This window comes from Novosphingobium sp. FW305-C-30-35 (genome assembly GCF_058783135.1).
The window spans coordinates 1,953,226-1,969,810 of the sequence record NZ_JBYSYJ010000001.1; the positions used below are offsets into that span (position 1 = coordinate 1,953,226).

General features: G+C 64.7%; 12 protein-coding genes. 6 read left to right on the plus strand and 6 right to left on the minus strand.

Annotated elements, in window-relative coordinates; translation table 11 throughout:
- Positions 1-28: 28 nt before the first annotated feature.
- Both AC3WLM_RS09725 and AC3WLM_RS09730 read right to left on the minus strand, forming a co-directional pair.
- A complete protein-coding gene (locus tag AC3WLM_RS09725) occupies positions 29-841 on the minus strand; it encodes an undecaprenyl-diphosphate phosphatase (protein ID WP_492477245.1) in 813 nt (270 codons plus the stop codon).
- 43 nt (positions 842-884) lie between these two features.
- Positions 885-2,687, minus strand: coding sequence for an ABC transporter transmembrane domain-containing protein (locus AC3WLM_RS09730; RefSeq protein ID WP_492477246.1), 1,803 nt, complete (start codon positions 2,685-2,687; stop codon positions 885-887).
- 162 nt (positions 2,688-2,849) lie between these two features.
- On the opposite strand from AC3WLM_RS09730, the gene AC3WLM_RS09735 reads away from it, so the two are divergent.
- Both AC3WLM_RS09735 and AC3WLM_RS09740 read left to right on the plus strand, forming a co-directional pair.
- The gene (locus tag AC3WLM_RS09735; protein ID WP_082734547.1) at positions 2,850-4,106 is read left to right on the plus strand and encodes a polyhydroxyalkanoate depolymerase; all 1,257 of its coding nucleotides are present in this window, start codon (positions 2,850-2,852) and stop codon (positions 4,104-4,106) included.
- Between the two features lie 131 nt (positions 4,107-4,237).
- Positions 4,238-5,167, plus strand: a complete 930-nt coding sequence (locus AC3WLM_RS09740) for a glycosyltransferase family 2 protein (RefSeq protein ID WP_492477247.1) — start codon at positions 4,238-4,240, stop codon at positions 5,165-5,167.
- On the opposite strand, the gene AC3WLM_RS09745 is transcribed toward AC3WLM_RS09740, so the two are convergent.
- The 3 genes from AC3WLM_RS09745 to AC3WLM_RS09755 form a co-directional block, all read right to left on the minus strand.
- Positions 5,148-5,609: a MaoC family dehydratase gene (locus AC3WLM_RS09745; RefSeq protein ID WP_039337195.1), complete on the minus strand. Its 462-nt coding sequence runs from the start codon at positions 5,607-5,609 to the stop codon at positions 5,148-5,150. The two genes, AC3WLM_RS09740 and AC3WLM_RS09745, sit on opposite strands and share 20 nt — an antisense overlap.
- A gap of 83 nt (positions 5,610-5,692) precedes the next feature.
- Positions 5,693-7,063, minus strand: coding sequence for a putative O-glycosylation ligase, exosortase A system-associated (locus AC3WLM_RS09750; protein ID WP_492478111.1), 1,371 nt, complete (start codon positions 7,061-7,063; stop codon positions 5,693-5,695).
- A complete protein-coding gene (locus AC3WLM_RS09755) occupies positions 7,056-7,217 on the minus strand; it encodes a hypothetical protein (protein ID WP_156452022.1) in 162 nt (53 codons plus the stop codon). The genes AC3WLM_RS09750 and AC3WLM_RS09755 overlap by 8 nt, the downstream gene beginning before the upstream one ends.
- Positions 7,218-7,283: 66 nt before the next feature.
- On the opposite strand from AC3WLM_RS09755, the gene AC3WLM_RS09760 reads away from it, so the two are divergent.
- Positions 7,284-8,510 (plus strand): TIGR04063 family PEP-CTERM/XrtA system glycosyltransferase, encoded by a 1,227-nt coding sequence (locus tag AC3WLM_RS09760; protein ID WP_492477248.1) that lies wholly within the window; start codon positions 7,284-7,286, stop codon positions 8,508-8,510.
- Positions 8,511-8,562: 52 nt separating this feature from the next.
- On the plus strand, positions 8,563-10,134 hold the full coding sequence (locus AC3WLM_RS09765) for a hypothetical protein (RefSeq protein WP_492477249.1): 1,572 nt from the start codon (positions 8,563-8,565) through the stop codon (positions 10,132-10,134).
- Here the strand turns inward: AC3WLM_RS09765 and AC3WLM_RS09770 are convergent.
- Positions 10,110-10,472 carry a hypothetical protein gene (locus AC3WLM_RS09770; RefSeq protein WP_492478149.1) on the minus strand — a complete coding sequence of 121 codons (363 nt, stop codon included), beginning with the start codon at positions 10,470-10,472 and terminating at the stop codon, positions 10,110-10,112. The two genes, AC3WLM_RS09765 and AC3WLM_RS09770, sit on opposite strands and share 25 nt — an antisense overlap.
- Here AC3WLM_RS09770 and gltB point away from each other — a divergent pair.
- Together gltB and AC3WLM_RS09780 are read left to right on the plus strand one after the other, a co-directional pair.
- Positions 10,374-15,014 (plus strand): glutamate synthase large subunit, encoded by a 4,641-nt coding sequence (gltB, locus tag AC3WLM_RS09775; protein WP_492477250.1) that lies wholly within the window; start codon positions 10,374-10,376, stop codon positions 15,012-15,014. The genes AC3WLM_RS09770 and gltB overlap by 99 nt on opposite strands.
- A 13-nt stretch (positions 15,015-15,027) precedes the next feature.
- Positions 15,028-16,461, plus strand: a complete 1,434-nt coding sequence (locus AC3WLM_RS09780; RefSeq protein ID WP_193827496.1) for a glutamate synthase subunit beta — start codon at positions 15,028-15,030, stop codon at positions 16,459-16,461.
- Positions 16,462-16,585 lie beyond the last annotated feature (124 nt).

Consider the following 16,585-nt stretch of genomic DNA (forward strand, 5'->3'; position numbering starts at 1 on the left):
CGGTGGGGCGTTACCGGGCTATCGGGACCTAGCGCGCTCCGAGCCAGACGAGTGCAATGGCGCCAGCCACGATGCGGTACCACGCAAAGGGGCTGAAGCCGGACTTGCTGACATATGCCACGAACATCCTGATAACCGCGAGCGCGACCACGAAGGATACGGCGAAACCGATGGCAATCTCGGTCCAGCCCACACCCATGGTGCCGGTCATCAGGGCATCGCGGTTGTCGAGCAGTTCGAGCGTGGTGGCGCCGAGCATTGTCGGGATGGCGAGGAAGAAGCTGAATTCGGCCGCAGTACGGCGTTCGATGCCCATGGCGAGCGCGCCCATGATCGTCGCGCCGGACCGGCTGACTCCGGGAACCATGGCCAGGCACTGCGCGGCGCCCACGCCGAGGGCCTGACGCAGCGGCAGTTCGCCAATGCCGGTCAGTTCGCCAGTCTTCGCGCTGCGCTCGATCAGCAGGATCGCCACCCCGCCCGCGATGAGAGCCCAGCAGACGACGGAGGGGCTGCCCAGCAGCACGTCAATGTAGTCTTTCAGGGCAAGGCCGAGAATTGCAGAGGGAACGAACGCCGCCAGCAGATTGCGCAGGAACCGCAGCGACATGGGGTTCAGCTTGAGCAGGCCCATGCCCACGGCCCAGAACGTGCGCCAGTACTGCACCACCACCGCAAGGACCGCGCCCAGCTGGATGACGACGTTGAACATTGCCCACTGGTGCGCGTCATAGCCGAACAGCTCGGTGGCGAGGATGAGGTGCCCGGTCGAGGAGACCGGCAGGAACTCGGTGAGGCCCTCGACGATGCCGAGCAGGATGGCGGTGACGATCGTGTCCATGATGTCCCAAGCGTTTGCCGCAGTGCAGCATCAAGTCAAGGTGTTAGGCGGCAAGCCCTTCGAACTGCAGGCGGGCAAGCCGCGCATATAGCCCGTCTGCCGCCGTCAGGCTGGCATGGGTGCCCTGTTCCACGATCTTGCCGGCATCCATGACGACGATGCGGTCTGCCGCCCGGATCGTGGCGAGACGGTGGGCGATGACCAGCGTGGTGCGGTCCTGCATCAGCCTGTCGAGCGCTTCCTGGACCAGCCGCTCGCTTTCGGCATCGAGCGCGGAGGTCGCTTCATCGAGCAGCAGGATCGGCGAATTGCGCAGCACGGCGCGGGCGATGGCGATGCGCTGGCGCTGGCCTCCGGATAGGCGGGCGCCGTCCTCGCCCAGGAACGTGTCCAGGCCCTGCGGCAGATCGCGCAGGAACTGTTCGGCATTGGCCGCGCGGGCCGCTTCCCAGATGGCGTCGTCGCTGGCCTGCCAGTTGCCATAGCGCAAGTTGTCGCGCGCCGAAGCCGCGAACAGCGTGGCGTCCTGCGGGACGAGCGCGGTGCGCGCGCGGATTTCGGCCGGGTCCGCGCTGGTCAGCGGCACGCCGTCGATGCGGATCGTGCCGCCGTGTGGATCGTAGAAGCGCTGCGCGAGGAGGAACAGGGTCGACTTGCCAGCGCCTGACGGGCCGACAATGGCGACGGTTTCACCCGGTTCAACTGTCAAAGAGAAGTCGTCGAGGGCGAGGACTTCGGGCCGCGACGGATAGCGGAAGGTCACGTTCTGGAACGCGATCTGTCCGCGCGGCGGCACGGGCAGGGCCGTGGGGCGGGCGGGGGCCGAGATTTCCGGCTCCTCGCGCAGCAGTTCATTGAGCCGTCCGGCAGCGCCGGCCCCGCGCAGCAGATCGCCATAGACTTCCGACAAGGCCCCTGCCGCACCGGCAACAAGGCCTGCCGTGATGACGATGGCGAAGATGGTGCCGCCGCTGATTGTCCCTTCAGCGACGCCGACGGCGCCTTCCCACACCAGCATGGTGATCCCGCCGAAGACCAGCAGGATGACGATCGCGGTCATCACCGCGCGCAGGCTTATGCGGCGAAGCGCGGTCTGGAAGGTCGCCTCGACACGCTCGCCGAAGCGCTCGAGCTCGCGCTTCTCCTGTCCGAAGGCCTGCACGATCTTCATTGCGCCGAGCACTTCGGCCACGATCACGCCGATGCCCGCCACGCGATCCTGGCTCGACCGGGAGACATTGCGGACGCGCCGCCCGAAGAACACGATCGGGCCGACGACCAGCGGGATGCCGACCATGAGGATCGCCGTCAGTTTCGGCGCCAGGTAGAACAGGTAACCGAGGCCGCCGATGGCGGTGATCGTGTTGCGCAACGCGACCGAAACCGTCGTGCCTACCACCTGTTCGATGATGGCGGTGTCCGAAGTCATCCGCGAGGAGATTTCCTTCGGGCTGTTGGTCTCGAAGAAAGACGGCGGCAGGCGCAAGAGATTCTGCTGCACGCGCAGGCGGATGTCGGCGACCACGCGCTCACCCAGCCAGGAAACAAAGTAGAAGCGGCAAGCCGTGCCAATCGCCAGAACCAGCACGATCAGCAGCAGATACTGGAACCAGCGTCCCAGGTCATCGACATTGGCGCCAGCGGCAAAGCCTTTGTCGATGATCAGGCGGAAGCCCGATGGAATGGCGAGTGTGGCTGCCGAGGTCGTCAGCAGCGCCAGTGCTGCAAATGCCAGTTGGCGGGGATACTTCAGCGCCTCGCGCCAGATCATGCGCAGCGGCCCGAGGGTCTTGGCCTTGGGGGCGGGCTCGGCAGCGGTCGGCGGGCTCTTGGTTTCCTCGTCCATGGCCGCGTGCCTAGCCGATGGCGGGGATTACCGAAAGGGGGCGGTTAGGGAACCCGCAACATGACCGGATATTTGTTGCGTTGCACAAACAATCGAATCGCGGCAATCTGTATACAAACGACTCCCGCTCTTTGAGCAGGCCATAATCAGAAGGTGTTCGCAGTGCTCTACAAGGCTTATGAAATTCAGCGCTCGCTGATGAACGCGGGCAGCGCCTGGGCCTCGATGATGGCCGATGCGCTGACCGATCCACGCAACCCGTGGGCGGGCGTCGGCCCCTCGCAGACCCTCGCCAACGCGCTCGATGTGTTCGCGCATGCAGCAGCGCCGCGCGGCAAGCCCGCGTTCGGCATCAAGGTCGTCCACGTTGACGGCACGGCTCATGCGGTCAAGGAAACAACGGTCGTTACGCGCCCGTTCGGTGACCTCAAGATGTTCACCCACGATGGCCTGCCCAAGAATGCGCCGCGCCTGCTGATCGTCGCACCGATGAGCGGGCACTACGCCACGCTGCTGCGCGGCACGGTCGAACGCATGCTCGAACGCTGCGTGGTCTACATCACCGACTGGGCCGATGCGAAGTATGTGCCGCTGGCCGAAGGCACCTTCGACCTCGACGATTACATCGATTACCTGACCGGCTTCCTCGAGCATATCGGTGAAGGTGCGCACATGATGGCGGTGTGCCAGCCGTCCGTGCCGGCCTTCGCCGCCACCGCGATCATGGGCGCCAGCAAGCACCCCTGCCGCCCGGTAACCCTGACGATGATGGGCGGGCCGATCGACACGCGCGAAAGCCCGACTGCAGTCAACGACCACGCAATCACCAAGCCCTATGTCTGGTTCAAGCACAACGTGATCACCACCGTGCCAACCAACTATCCGGGTGAGGGACGCCGCGTCTATCCGGGCTTCGTGCAGCTCGCCAGCTTCATGTCGATGAACCTCGGCAGTCACATGATGAGCCACTACAAGCTGTTCCAGCACATGAACGCCGGGGCCGACGAGAGCGCCGAAGCCACCAAGGCCTTCTACGACGAATATCGCGCGGTCTGCGATCTTCCCGCCGAGTTCTACCTGCAGACGGTGGATGTCGTGTTCCAGCGCCACGCACTGCCCAAGGGCGAGTTCATTCACCGTGGCCAGGCCGTGGACCTTGGCGCGATCACCGACACCGCAATCCTGTGCATCGAGGGCGAGCGCGACGACATTTCGGGCATCGGCCAGACCAAGGCTGCTCTCAAGGTCACGCCGAACCTGCCCGAGGACATGAAGCAATATCTGCTCGCCCCCGAAGTCGGCCATTACGGCATCTTCAACGGCTCGCGCTGGCGCTCGTCGATCGCCCCGGTGGTCGAACAGTGGATCGCCCAGTTCGAGAAGAAGGCGAAAGGCCGCAAGCTCAGCGTCGTCGCCTGAATAACGGCAAGAAGCGTCAAATCCCGAAGCCGACCGTGCCAATCCGGCACAGGTCGGCTTTCCACTTCTCTGCAATATTGCGCAACTTTCCGGCAAGATCGCGGATGCCTTGAAATGGCAGAGGTGGCCTTGTGGACAAGGGAGCGCATTCTATCGGCGGACCGGGACGCGGAGCATCGCCCCGCGTCAGCATCGTGCTGCCGGTGCACAATGGCGCTGCCTTCCTCGATGAAGCGATACAATCGGTCCTCGACCAGACCTTTGCGGATTTCGAGCTGATCTGCGTCGACGACGGTTCCACCGACAGCACGCCCGCTATCCTCACGCGCCATGCCGCAGCCGACGAGCGCATCCGCATCATCACCAATCGGCCCAACAAGGGCCTGCCGGGCGCTCTCAACACGGGTTTCGCTGCTGCACGCGGGCCATTGCATACCTGGACATCGGACGACAACATCGCGCGTCCCGACATGCTGGAACGCCTGGTCCAGACGTTAGATGCCAACCCCGATGCGGCCATTGCCCACGCCAACTACAGCGTGATCGACGGGCAGGGCCGCATCATCGGCTTCCAGAAGGTCGGGCCAGCTTCCGAGATACTGTTCGGCAACCGCATCGGCGCGGCGTTTCTCTATCGGGCCGAAGTGACCGAAGTGCTTGGGGGGTATGACACTGCGCTGTTCGGCGTCGAGGACTACGACTTCTGGCTGCGGGCAGCGCGCAGGTTCCGTTTTGTCACCCTGGATGAGGACCTCTACCTCTATCGACGTCATGAGGGGAGCCTGACTGACACGCGCGCGCTCAGGATCCACCGCCTCGTCGGCCAGATCATACGGCGCGAACTTGCCGCAGTGGACGATGCCGCACTGCGGGCGCGGGTGCTTCTTGAGCACGGCCTGGCAAGCCGCCTGGATGCCCGGCTGGGGATGCTGTGGCAGGCTTGCAAGGCGCGCCCCGGGCTTGGTCTGGCCAAGGCCCCGGCAATTGCGCGGCACCTGCTATTTCATCTGGTGCGCGCAATCTCCGCCAGCCTGGCCAGCCTCAGACAAAGAACTGCGTGATCCACTCGCACTGCAGCGCGGGCTTGGCCTCGCCCTCGATCTCGATGGTGATCTCCATGGTCTGCTGCCACTGACCGGGACGCTTCTCGTCCATCTCGAGCAGCTTGAAGACGCCGCGCACACGCTTGCCGACGCGCACCGGCGCAAGGAAGCGCGTGCGGTTGCCGCCGTAGTTGACGCCCATCTTGATATGTTCGGGCCGCGGGCAATCGCTTTCCATCGTCAGCAGCGGAATCAGCGACAGCGTCAGGAAGCCGTGCGCAATGGGGCCACCGAACGGGGTCAGCTTCGCCTTTTCCGGGTCAACGTGGATGAACTGGAAATCGCCGGTCGCCTCGGCAAACTTGTTCACGCGCTCCTGCGTGATCTCGATCCAGTTCGACGTGCCGACCACCTGGCCGATCCGAGCCTTGATTTCCTCGGGCGGAAGGAATGTCGTCATGGCGATGCGCTCTCCTGCTGATGTCTCTCGGCTGGCACAATGGCGACAAGCCGGACGCGGAGCAAGCGGGTTTAAGTGTGTGGTTAAGCCGTGGCGGGGCGCGGCGCAGGCTGCTGCGTTGCCTTGCGGAAAGGCTGCGGCTGTGCCGTCCGCACCCGTTTGATATAGGCCCACAGACCGCATTGCAGGCCGACCAGCATGTAGCAGAACGGCTGGAACGCGATGCCGACGAAGGTGGAGCCGACCAGGTAGATGACCTGCGCCTGCTGCAACGCTTCGGCAAGCGGCGCGACCCAGCGGAACTCTTCGGAGGTCTCCTTGCGATAGCGTCGTCGCAGCAATTCCATCTGCCATACGCCCAGAAGGTGCAGCGACAGCCATAGCGCCAGGCCGGGGTAGCCCTGCTCGCCCAGCATCTCGAAATAGCTCGAATGGTAGGCGCGCCCTTGCTCGACGATCGGCTGGTATTCGAGCGCGGCATTGTTGTCGCCGGCGTAGTCGGCCTTGACGGTATCGTACGTCAGCTTGTTCTGGCGATAGGCCTCGAACCCGCCGCCGAAAGGATGGCGCTTGGCGAACTCGATCGTCCACTTCCATACCGCCACGCGCGTCGAGGCGGATTGGTCGGACTGGTGGTTCCTGATCGTGCTCATCCGGTCCGTGAACTCCTTTGGCAGGAGCGGGACCGCGATCAGGGCACCGGCCGCCATGACCGAGACGATCAGCATGCGTCGCTTGGCCGTGCGCAGGATCATGGCCGCCAGAACGACGACGCAGACCAGGCCGGTGCGCGCGCCCGTGCCGATCGGCATCAGCGCGCAGGCAAAGCACAGCGCCCAGGCAAAGATCTTCACCCGCCAGTCGGGCGGAAAGATCGTGCCATAGCGCGACAGCCAAAGCGCCAGCGGGATTACCGCGATGGCGACGGCCGAGATGATCGAACCTTCGTAGAGCCCGGTATTGTCGTTCACCAGCAGGCGCAATTCGCCGTAGCCCCCGCCGCCTGCCGCAGTCTTGATCCCGCCGCCGATCACGATCACTCCGATCGACAGAGCCAGGATCAGCGTGATCGCCTCGATTCTCAGGCGGGTGCGCAGGGTGAGGGGCAGGAACAGCGCCCACAGCAGCGCCTTCCACACCCACGCCCACTTCTCCGCCGCTTCTACCGGGAAGTCGGCGGCCTGCGTCGTCAGCCCGCAGTAGACCAGCAGGGTCAGCAGCAGGAACTGGCGCAGCGAGATGCGGATGCCGTTCTTGTCCTCGGCCACGAACCACGAGACGAACGCGCAGAGGAACGCGATCAGAGATACCGGGATGTGGCTGAGGATGCCCCAACTGACCTTCTGCGGCGCGACGATGTCGATGTAGCTGTAGGCCAGCACGAAGATGAACGGCTTGCGAAAGCCCGCGCCGATGAAGCCGAGCACGCAGGACAGCAGGAACAGGTCAAGCATCGCCACCGCCCGGCGCCTGCTCGCGGCCTTTGCGGAACGGCGTCTTGCGGCTCGGCAGGGAAGGGTCGTCGTTGAGATCGTCACGATGCAGCAGGCGCCAGATGGCGATCGCCATCAGCACGTGCGGCAGGATTATCGTGAACTTGTCGATCATTGCAGGAATTGCGCTAGCCGATCGAGGTTGACGCGGCGTTAAGCCTTCCATGGCAGAGCGTTGACCATGACACGCGTGCTCCACGTTCTCGATCATTCGCTGCCGATGCACAGCGGCTACACCTTCCGCACCCGCGCCATCCTCAAGGCTCAGGCAGCGATGGGGCTGGAGGTCCGCGCCGTGACCGGGCAGCGCCACACGGCGCCCATGCCGAGCGATCCCGAAGTCGTCGATGGCCTGACCTTTTACCGCGCTGGCGGCACGGCGGGCGGCCTCCCGCTGGTGCGCGAATGGTCCGAAGTTGCAATGCTGGCCGAGCGCATCGTCGCCATCGCGCGCGAATGGCGGCCAGATGTGCTTCACGCCCATTCGCCGGCGCTGTGCGGCCTTGCGGCACTCCGGGCCGGGCGCAAGCTCGGCATCCCGGTCGTCTATGAGATCCGTGCGTTCTGGGAGGACGCCGCCGTCGGCAATGGAACGGGGCGCGAAGGCTCGGCCAAGTACTGGCTGACGCGGGTGCTGGAAAACGATGTCGTCAGTGGCGCGGAACGCGTCGTGACGATCTGCGAAGGCCTGAGGGCCGATCTGATCGCCCGCGGCTTTGCGCCGGAAAAGCTGTCGATCATGCCCAACGGCGTCGACCTCGACCTGTTCGGCGAACCGCTGCCGCGCGATGCCGGGCTGGCAAACGAACTGGAGCTGGGAGAGGGGCCAGTGATCGGCTTCCTCGGCAGCTTCTACCCTTACGAAGGCCTCGACGACCTGATTGCGGCAATGCCGGCCATCGCCGCTCGCGTGCCTGACGCGCGCCTGCTGATGGTTGGCGGGGGCCCTGCCGAAGCGGACTTGCGCGCGCAGGCGCAGGCCTCGGCGGTAGCAGACGCCATCCGCTTTGTGGGCCGCGTGCCGCATCACGAGGTGGATCGCTATTACTCCTTGGTCGACGTGGTCTGCTATCCGCGGAAGGCGATGCGGCTGACCGATCTCGTCACCCCCTTGAAGCCGCTTGAAGCCATGGCGCAAGGCAAGCTGGTCAGCGCCTCGGACGTCGGCGGGCATCGCGAACTGATCGAGCACGGCAGGACCGGCACCCTGTTCCCGCCTGACGATCCGGCCGGCCTTGCCAAGGCCCTTGCCGATCTGCTCGGCTCCCGCGACGGATGGCACACCCGGCGCGACGTTGCCAAGGCGTTCGTCCGTGAACGCCACGACTGGGCTGGCAACGTCAGACGTTATCTACCTGTTTACCAAGCCCTGTTACCGAATCACGAACTGCCATCAGTCGCGGCCTGAGCTGCGACGCCGGTGGCGGCAGGATGACCGAAACAGACAGGACGACGCCCACGTGACCGCGACAAAGCGCAAGCCAAAGCCCATCACCGCGCATCCGATGTTTCCGGTCGTGACATCCCTGTGGTTCGCAGCGTTCTTCGGCCTCGGCAGCTTTGCCGTGGCACCCTCCCTGCTCGAAGGTCCGGTCGTCGCGCTGGGGATTCCCGCAATCGTCCCTGCGGCCGCTCCACCACTCGGCTTTACCGCGCGCGTGCTGCTGGCGCTTGGCCTGCTGCTGCTGGGCGCAATCATCGGCTTTGTAGCAGGGCGCAAGCTCGCACCCAGAGAGGCAGCGCCGGTGCGCCGCCGTGACATGTCCGCTGCCCGCAGGCAGCGCAGTGACGAGGCTGCTGATCGTTCCGACGAACCCCGCCGTGTCTTGAACCCTGCCGAGGACCTTGGTGAGCCGCTTGACGCGCCCGCCGAAGATCTGGTGGCGCCGTTGCGTCGGCGCGCATTGTCGCTGGCCGACGAAGGTCAGCCGCAGGTTCCGGCCGAGGATGCGCCGCTCCCCGGCTATCTGCCGTGGGAGAATGCTTCCCCAGCCTATCCCCCGGTCGCCCGCGATGAAGATCCGCTCGCCCTGGAAGGTCTGCTCGAAGCCGCTGCAGGCGCGGCCGAGGGCTCGCTCGGGGCCGGGCCGTTTTCCGCCCCTGCCGATTCGGATGAAGAGCAGTTCGCAGCCTTTGCGCCTCCGGCCGCCTTCACGCAGGAAGTTGAAGCGCCGTCTGTTGCGGCTCGCGATGTCGAACACGATTCCGCTCGGCCGACAGAGCAGATCCCCGCTGCCTCTGTTCTGGCACCCAAGCCCCTGCTTCAGGCCCCTGCCGCGCAGGTGACCCCGATCGAGCGCGCGCCGCTTGATGGTCTGGGCATGGTCCAGCTTGTGGAACGTCTTGCCGTCGCGATTGCCCGCCATGCACCCCCCGTGCGGGATGCCGCGCCGCTTGAGGCCTCCGCCTATGCGGCTCCAGTGGTGCCGGAAAACCCTGTTCCCGTCGAAACCGTGGCAGCCCCTCAGCCCGAACGGGTTGATGAAGTCCGCGACGATCTGCGAGTCGTCCGGCTGCGTCCGCTTGCCGTTGAACTGACGCCGCCGCTTGACGAAGACGACGAGCAGGAGGGAGTCGCGCAGCTCGCCCGCTTCCTGCGCGCACCGGCTGCGTCTGCACCGGAAACATCCGCACCCGCCACCGATGATCCGGCCGAGCCCGAGGTCGCGGAAGAGCGCTATCCTTCGCTGCTCGACATGGGGCCCGCCTCGCTCCGCCAGCACTCGTCCCGCATCGAAGATGGCCTTGCGCTGGAGGACGAGCCCGCCCCCGCAGACGTTGAACCGACCGTGGTCTTTCCCGGGCAGGTTTCGGCGCTGCAGGGTGGCTTGCGCCGGTTCGAACGGCCCTCGATCCTGCCGGTCCAGGGATCGCCCCTGGCAGCACCTGGACAGGCGGCGCCCTCGACTCCGGCAGAAGTCCTGCCCGATGCGTCACCAGATGCGCCCGGCGGGCTGGCTGATCCCGAAGAGGCCGATCGGGCACTTCGCGCCGCTCTGGCAACGCTTCAGCGGATGACCGCGCAGGGATAGTTTTCCACGCCCCTTGCGGCACTTTCGGGCAGGAAGATGCGGCGGAGCCGCACTTTCTGCCATGTCGCAACCGTATTTACGGCATTAACCGCGCACTTGATGCCCTTGCGCGGTTGCAAAATAACTTTCCTGCAGTCATGGGGGCACTTCGCGCAATTTTCGTCGCTTTTCCGCGAGGGTGATTCGCGCGCCGCTGCCTTTTTGGCCATTGCCTTATTGGATGTAGGACGATCATCGAGATGGGATTTCCGCCGCTTCAGGGCCTGTACGATCCGCGTAATGAGCATGACGCCTGTGGCGTGGGCTTTATTGCCCACATCAAAGGCCAGAAAAGCCATGCGATTGTGGACCAGGCGCTGGAAATTCTGCACAATCTTGACCATCGCGGTGCCGTCGGCGCCGATCCGCTGCTGGGCGATGGCGCTGGCATCCTGATCCAGATCCCCGACCAGTTGTTCCGCAAGTGGGCCGCTTCCGAAGGCAAGGACCTGCCGCAGCCGGGCGATTATGCCGTGGCCATGTGCTTCCTGCCGCAGGAAGAGGCCGCGCGCCTTTTCGTGACCGAATTCTTCGAGAAGTTCATCGCCAAGGAAGGCCAGGAACTGATCGGCTGGCGCGACGTGCCGACCACGCAGGACGGCCTCGGCAAGGCCGTCGTCGAATCGATGCCGGTGATCCGCCAGTGCTTCATCAAGCGCGGTGCCAACACGCCGGATCAGGACGCTTTCGAGCGCAAGCTGCTCGCCATCCGCAAGCAGACGCAGAACCCGCTCAGCGCCATGGCCGAGAAGCACAATCTTCCCGGCGTGACGCAGCTCTACATGCCGAGCTTCTCGACCCGCACGATTGTCTACAAGGGCTTGCTGCTGGCAACGCAGGTCGGCTCGTTCTATGACGATCTGCGCGATCCGGACTGCGTTTCGGCCTTGGGCCTCGTGCACCAGCGCTTCAGCACCAACACCTTCCCGAGCTGGAAGCTCGCGCACCCGTTCCGCTTCATCGCCCATAACGGTGAGATCAACACCGTTCGCGGCAACGTGAACTGGATGAACGCGCGCCGCCGCACCATGGAATCCGAGCTGCTCGGCCCGGATCTCGACAAGATGTGGCCGCTGATCCCGCACGGCCAGTCTGACACCGCCAGCCTCGACAACGCGCTCGAACTGCTGCTCGCCGGTGGCTACAGCCTTGCCCACGCCGTCATGATGCTCGTGCCCGAGGCTTGGGCCGGCAACCCGCTGATGGATTCCAAGCGTCGCGCGTTCTACGAATACCACGCCGCGCTCATGGAACCGTGGGATGGTCCCGCAGCCGTCGCGTTCACCGACGGACGCCAGATCGGCGCCACGCTCGATCGCAACGGCCTGCGCCCCGCACGCTTCTCGATCACCCGTGATGACCTGATCTGCATGGCTTCGGAAAGCGGTGTGCTGCCCTTCCGCGAGGAGGACATCGTCCGCAAGTGGCGCCTCCAGCCCGGCCGCATGCTCCTGATCGACATGGAGCAGGGCAAGATCATCGAGGACGAGGAAATCAAGGCCGAGCTGGCCAATGCCGAGCCTTACGAAGAATGGCTCGACCAGGCGCAGTACAAGCTCAAGGAGCTCGACGTGATCGAGCCCGAGCTGGCGGCGCTGCCGGTGGAAACCACCTCGCTGCTCGATCGCCAGCAGGCTTTCGGCTACACGCAGGAAGACGTCACCAAGTTCCTCGAACCGATGGGCATTGCCGGCGATGATCCGATCGGATCGATGGGCACCGACACGCCGATCGCAGTGCTTTCGAACCGCTCGCGCCTGCTGTTTGACTATTTCAAGCAGAACTTCGCGCAGGTGACCAACCCGCCGATCGACCCGATCCGCGAGGAACTGGTCATGTCGCTGGTCAGCATGATCGGGCCGCGCCCGAACCTGCTTGGCCGCGATGCCGGCACCCACAAGCGCCTCGAAGTCGACCAGCCGATCCTGACCAACGAGGACGTCGCCAAGATCCGCTCGGTCGAAGCCGCGCTCGACGGTGCCTTCCGCACCGGTACCATCGACACGACATGGGATGCCGCCAGCGGCGCCGATGGCCTCGAAATGGCGATCAAGGAAATGTGCTGGGCGGCCACCGAAGCCGTTCTCGCCGACAAGAACATCCTGATCCTGTCTGACCGCGCCCAGTGTGAATCGCGCATTCCGATGCCGGCCGCGCTGGCAACGGCTGCAGTGCACCAACACCTCGTCCGTCAGGGGCTGCGCATGCAGACCGGTCTCGTCGTCGAAACGGGCGAAGCGCGCGAAGTTCATCACTTCTGCGTGCTTGCGGGCTACGGCGCCGAAGCGATCAACCCCTATCTGGCGTTCGAAACGCTGGAGCAGATCCGCGTTGCCAAGGAGCTTCCGCTCGAGGCCAAGGACGTCAAGAAGAACTATATCAAGGCCATCGGCAAGGGCATCCTCAAGGTCATGTCCAAGATGGGCATCTCGACCTACCAGTCCTATTGCGGTGCCCAGATCTTCGACGCCGTCGGCCTGTCGACCGATTTCGTGAATGCCTATTTCACCGGCACCGCCACGACGATCGAAGGCGTTGGCCTCAAGGAAATCGCGGAAGAGACCGTGCGCCGTCACGCCACGGCCTATGGCGACAATCCGATCTACAAGAAGATGCTCGATGTGGGTGGCATGTACCAGCTGCGCCTGCGCGGCGAAGAGCATGCCTGGACGGCATCGAACATCGCCAACCTGCAGCACGCGGTTCGTGGCAACACGCCTGAAAAGTATCGTGAGTTCGCAGAGTCGATCAACGACCAGTCTGAACGGATGCTCACCATCCGCGGGTTGATGGAGTTGAAGAAGGCCGATCAGCCGGTCCCGCTTGAAGAAGTTGAACCAGCTGCCGAAATCGTCAAGCGCTTCGCCACCGGCGCGATGAGCTACGGCTCGATCTCGTGGGAGGCGCACACCACGCTCGCCGTGGCGATGAACCGCATCGGCGGCAAGTCGAACACCGGCGAAGGTGGTGAGGACCCGGCGCGCTTCAAGCCGCTCGCCAATGGCGATTCGATGCGCTCGGCGATCAAGCAGGTCGCATCGGGCCGCTTCGGTGTCACCGCGGAATACCTCGTCAATGCCGACGACGTGCAGATCAAGATGGCGCAGGGCGCAAAGCCCGGTGAAGGCGGCCAGCTGCCGGGTGACAAGGTCGACAAGACCATCGGCAAGACCCGTCACTCGACCCCGGGCGTCGGCCTGATCTCGCCGCCGCCGCACCACGACATCTACTCGATCGAAGATCTCGCGCAGCTCATTCACGATCTCAAGAACGTGAACACCGGCGCGCGCATCTCGGTCAAGCTGGTGTCCGAAGTGGGCGTCGGCACCGTGGCGGCGGGCGTGTCCAAGGCACGCGCCGACCACGTGACGATCTCCGGCTACGAAGGCGGCACCGGTGCTTCGCCGCTGACGTCTTTGACCCATGCTGGGTCTCCCTGGGAAATCGGCCTTGCCGAAACCCAGCAGACCTTGCTGCTCAACAACCTGCGCAGCCGCATCTGCGTGCAGGCCGATGGTGGCCTGCGTACGGGCCGTGACGTCGCGGTTGCTGCGCTGCTCGGCGCTGACGAGTTCGGCTTTGCCACCGCGCCGCTGATCGCGGCCGGATGCATCATGATGCGCAAGTGCCATCTCAACACTTGCCCGGTCGGCGTCGCCACCCAGGACCCGGTCCTGCGTGCGCGGTTCACCGGCCAGCCTGAACACGTGATCAACTACTTCTTCTTCGTCGCCGAAGAGCTGCGCGCGATCATGGCCGAAATGGGCTTCCGCACGGTTGCCGAGATGGTCGGCCGCGTGGACCGCCTCGACGTGAAGAAGGCCGTATCGCACTGGAAGGCGCAGGGCGTCGATCTGTCGAAGCTGCTGCACAAGGTGGAGCCTGTCGAAGGCACGACCCTGAACTGGAGCGAACGCCAAGATCACGGGCTCGAAGCTGCGCTCGACAAGGACCTGATCGCTGCCAGCGCTCCGGCCCTGGACAAGGGCGAACCGGTTCGCCTCGAACGCAAGGTCATCAACGTCAACCGCACGGTCGGCGCGATGCTCTCGGGCGAAGTGGCCAAGAAGTACGGGCACAAGGGCTTGGCCGACAACACCATCCACATCTCGTTCAAGGGTGTGGCAGGTCAGTCGTTCGGCGCGTTCCTCGCACATGGCGTGACGCTCGATCTCGTCGGCGATGCCAACGACTATGTCGGCAAGGGACTGTCGGGCGGCCGCGTGATCGTCCGCCAGCCGAGCCATGTCGATCGTGACCCGACCGAGAACATCATCGTCGGCAACACCGTGCTCTATGGTGCGATCGCCGGTGAGGCCTACTTCAACGGCGTCGGCGGTGAGCGCTTCGCGGTGCGCAACTCGGGCGCCCTCGCGGTAGTCGAAGGCACTGGCGATCACGGCTGCGAATACATGACCGGCGGCGTCGTCGTCGTCCTCGGCAAGACCGGACGCAACTTTGCGGCAGGCATGTCGGGCGGCGTCGCTTACGTCTACGACGTCGACGGCAACTTCGCACAGCTCGTCAACGGCGCGATGGTCGATGTCCTGCCGATCTCGGCAGAGCGCGACGAAGACGATGGTGCAGGCCGTCCGCAGCAGCGCGGGATCGATGTCTACGACTACGGCATGGGCGACATGCTGCGTCACGATGCCGAACGCCTGCGGGTGCTGGTGGAACGCCACCATCTCTACACCGGCAGCAAGCGCGCTCGCGAGATCCTCGACAACTGGGGTGAATCGCTCGCGAAGTTCGTCAAGGTCATGCCGCGCGACTATGCGCGGGCGCTCCGTCAGATGGAGGCCGAGCGCCTCGAAGCCGCCTCGGTCGCGGCTGAGTAAGGGTTAGATTACAATGGGTAAGGCAACCGGCTTTCTCGAGATCGATCGTCAGGACCGCAAGTACGATGCGCCTGCCGAACGCCTGAAGCACTATCGCGAGTTCGTGATCCCGCACGATGATGCCGGCCTCAAGGGCCAGGCATCGCGCTGCATGAACTGCGGCATACCGTACTGCCACAACGGCTGTCCGGTGAACAACCAGATCCCCGACTGGAACCACCTGGTCTACGAGAACGACTGGCGCGAAGCGCTGACCAATCTCCACTCGACCAACAACTTCCCCGAGTTCACCGGCCGCATCTGCCCCGCCCCGTGCGAGGCGGCGTGCACGCTGAACATCGTGGACCAGCCGGTGACCATCAAGTCGATCGAATGCGCCATCGTCGATCGCGGATGGAAGGAAGGCTGGATCGAGCCGCAGGTGCCTGCCAAGAAGACCGGCAAGTCTGTCGCTGTCGTCGGTTCCGGTCCGGCAGGCATGGCCGCGGCCCAGCAGCTGGCCCGCGCCGGCCACTCGGTGACGGTGTTCGAAAAGAACGACCGTGTTGGCGGGTTGCTGCGCTACGGCATCCCTGACTTCAAGATGGAAAAGACCCACATCAACCGCCGCGCGATGCAGATGGAGGCCGAAGGCGTCCAGTTCCGCACCAGCGTGGAAGTGGGCGTGACCGTCTCCTTCGCAAGCCTGCAGGAAAACTTCGATGCCGTGGTGCTCGCAGGCGGCGCGGAAGATCCGCGCGGCCTCAACATCCCCGGCGCCGAACTTCCCAGCGTGCGCATGGCGATGGAATTCCTGACCCAGCAGAACAAGCGCAATGCCGGGGATGACGAACTGCGCGCTGCCCCGCGCGGCTCACTCACCGCCACCGGCAAGCACGTCGTCGTGATCGGCGGCGGTGACACCGGTTCGGACTGCGTCGGAACCTCGAACCGCCAGGGTGCCGCTTCGGTCACCCAGCTCGAAATCATGCCCAAGCCGCCTGAGAAGGAAGACAAGGCGCTCAGCTGGCCGAACTGGCCGCTCAAGCTGCGCACTTCGTCGAGCCACGAGGAAGGCTGCGAGCGCGAGTTCGCCGTGCTGACCAAGCGCGTCGTCGGTGAGAACGACGTCTCGGGACTCGAATGCGTCCGCGTCGAATGGGTCAATGGCCAGATGCAGGAAGTGCCGGGCAGCGAGTTCGTGCTCAAGGCTGACCTGATCCTGCTCGCCATGGGCTTCGTCGGCCCGCGCAAGCAGGGCCTGCTCGAACAGGCCGGCGTCGAACTCGACCCGCGTGGCAACGTCAAGGGCAACGTGGTCGACTACAAGACCAGTGTGGACAACGTCTTTGCCTGCGGTGACATGCGCCGCGGTCAGAGCCTCGTCGTCTGGGCGATCCGCGAAGGCCGCCAGTGCGCCCGCGCCGTCGATCAGGCGCTGATGGGCGTGAGCGAACTGCCACGCTGATCTTTAGGCGTTAGCCGATCAAGAAAGGGGCGTCCGCAGCGGCGCCCCTTTTTTCGTTGGCATCCTTCGACAGGCTCAGGACGAGCGGACGTCGAAGGTGTCAGGCGATTGTTTCAAATAAGCC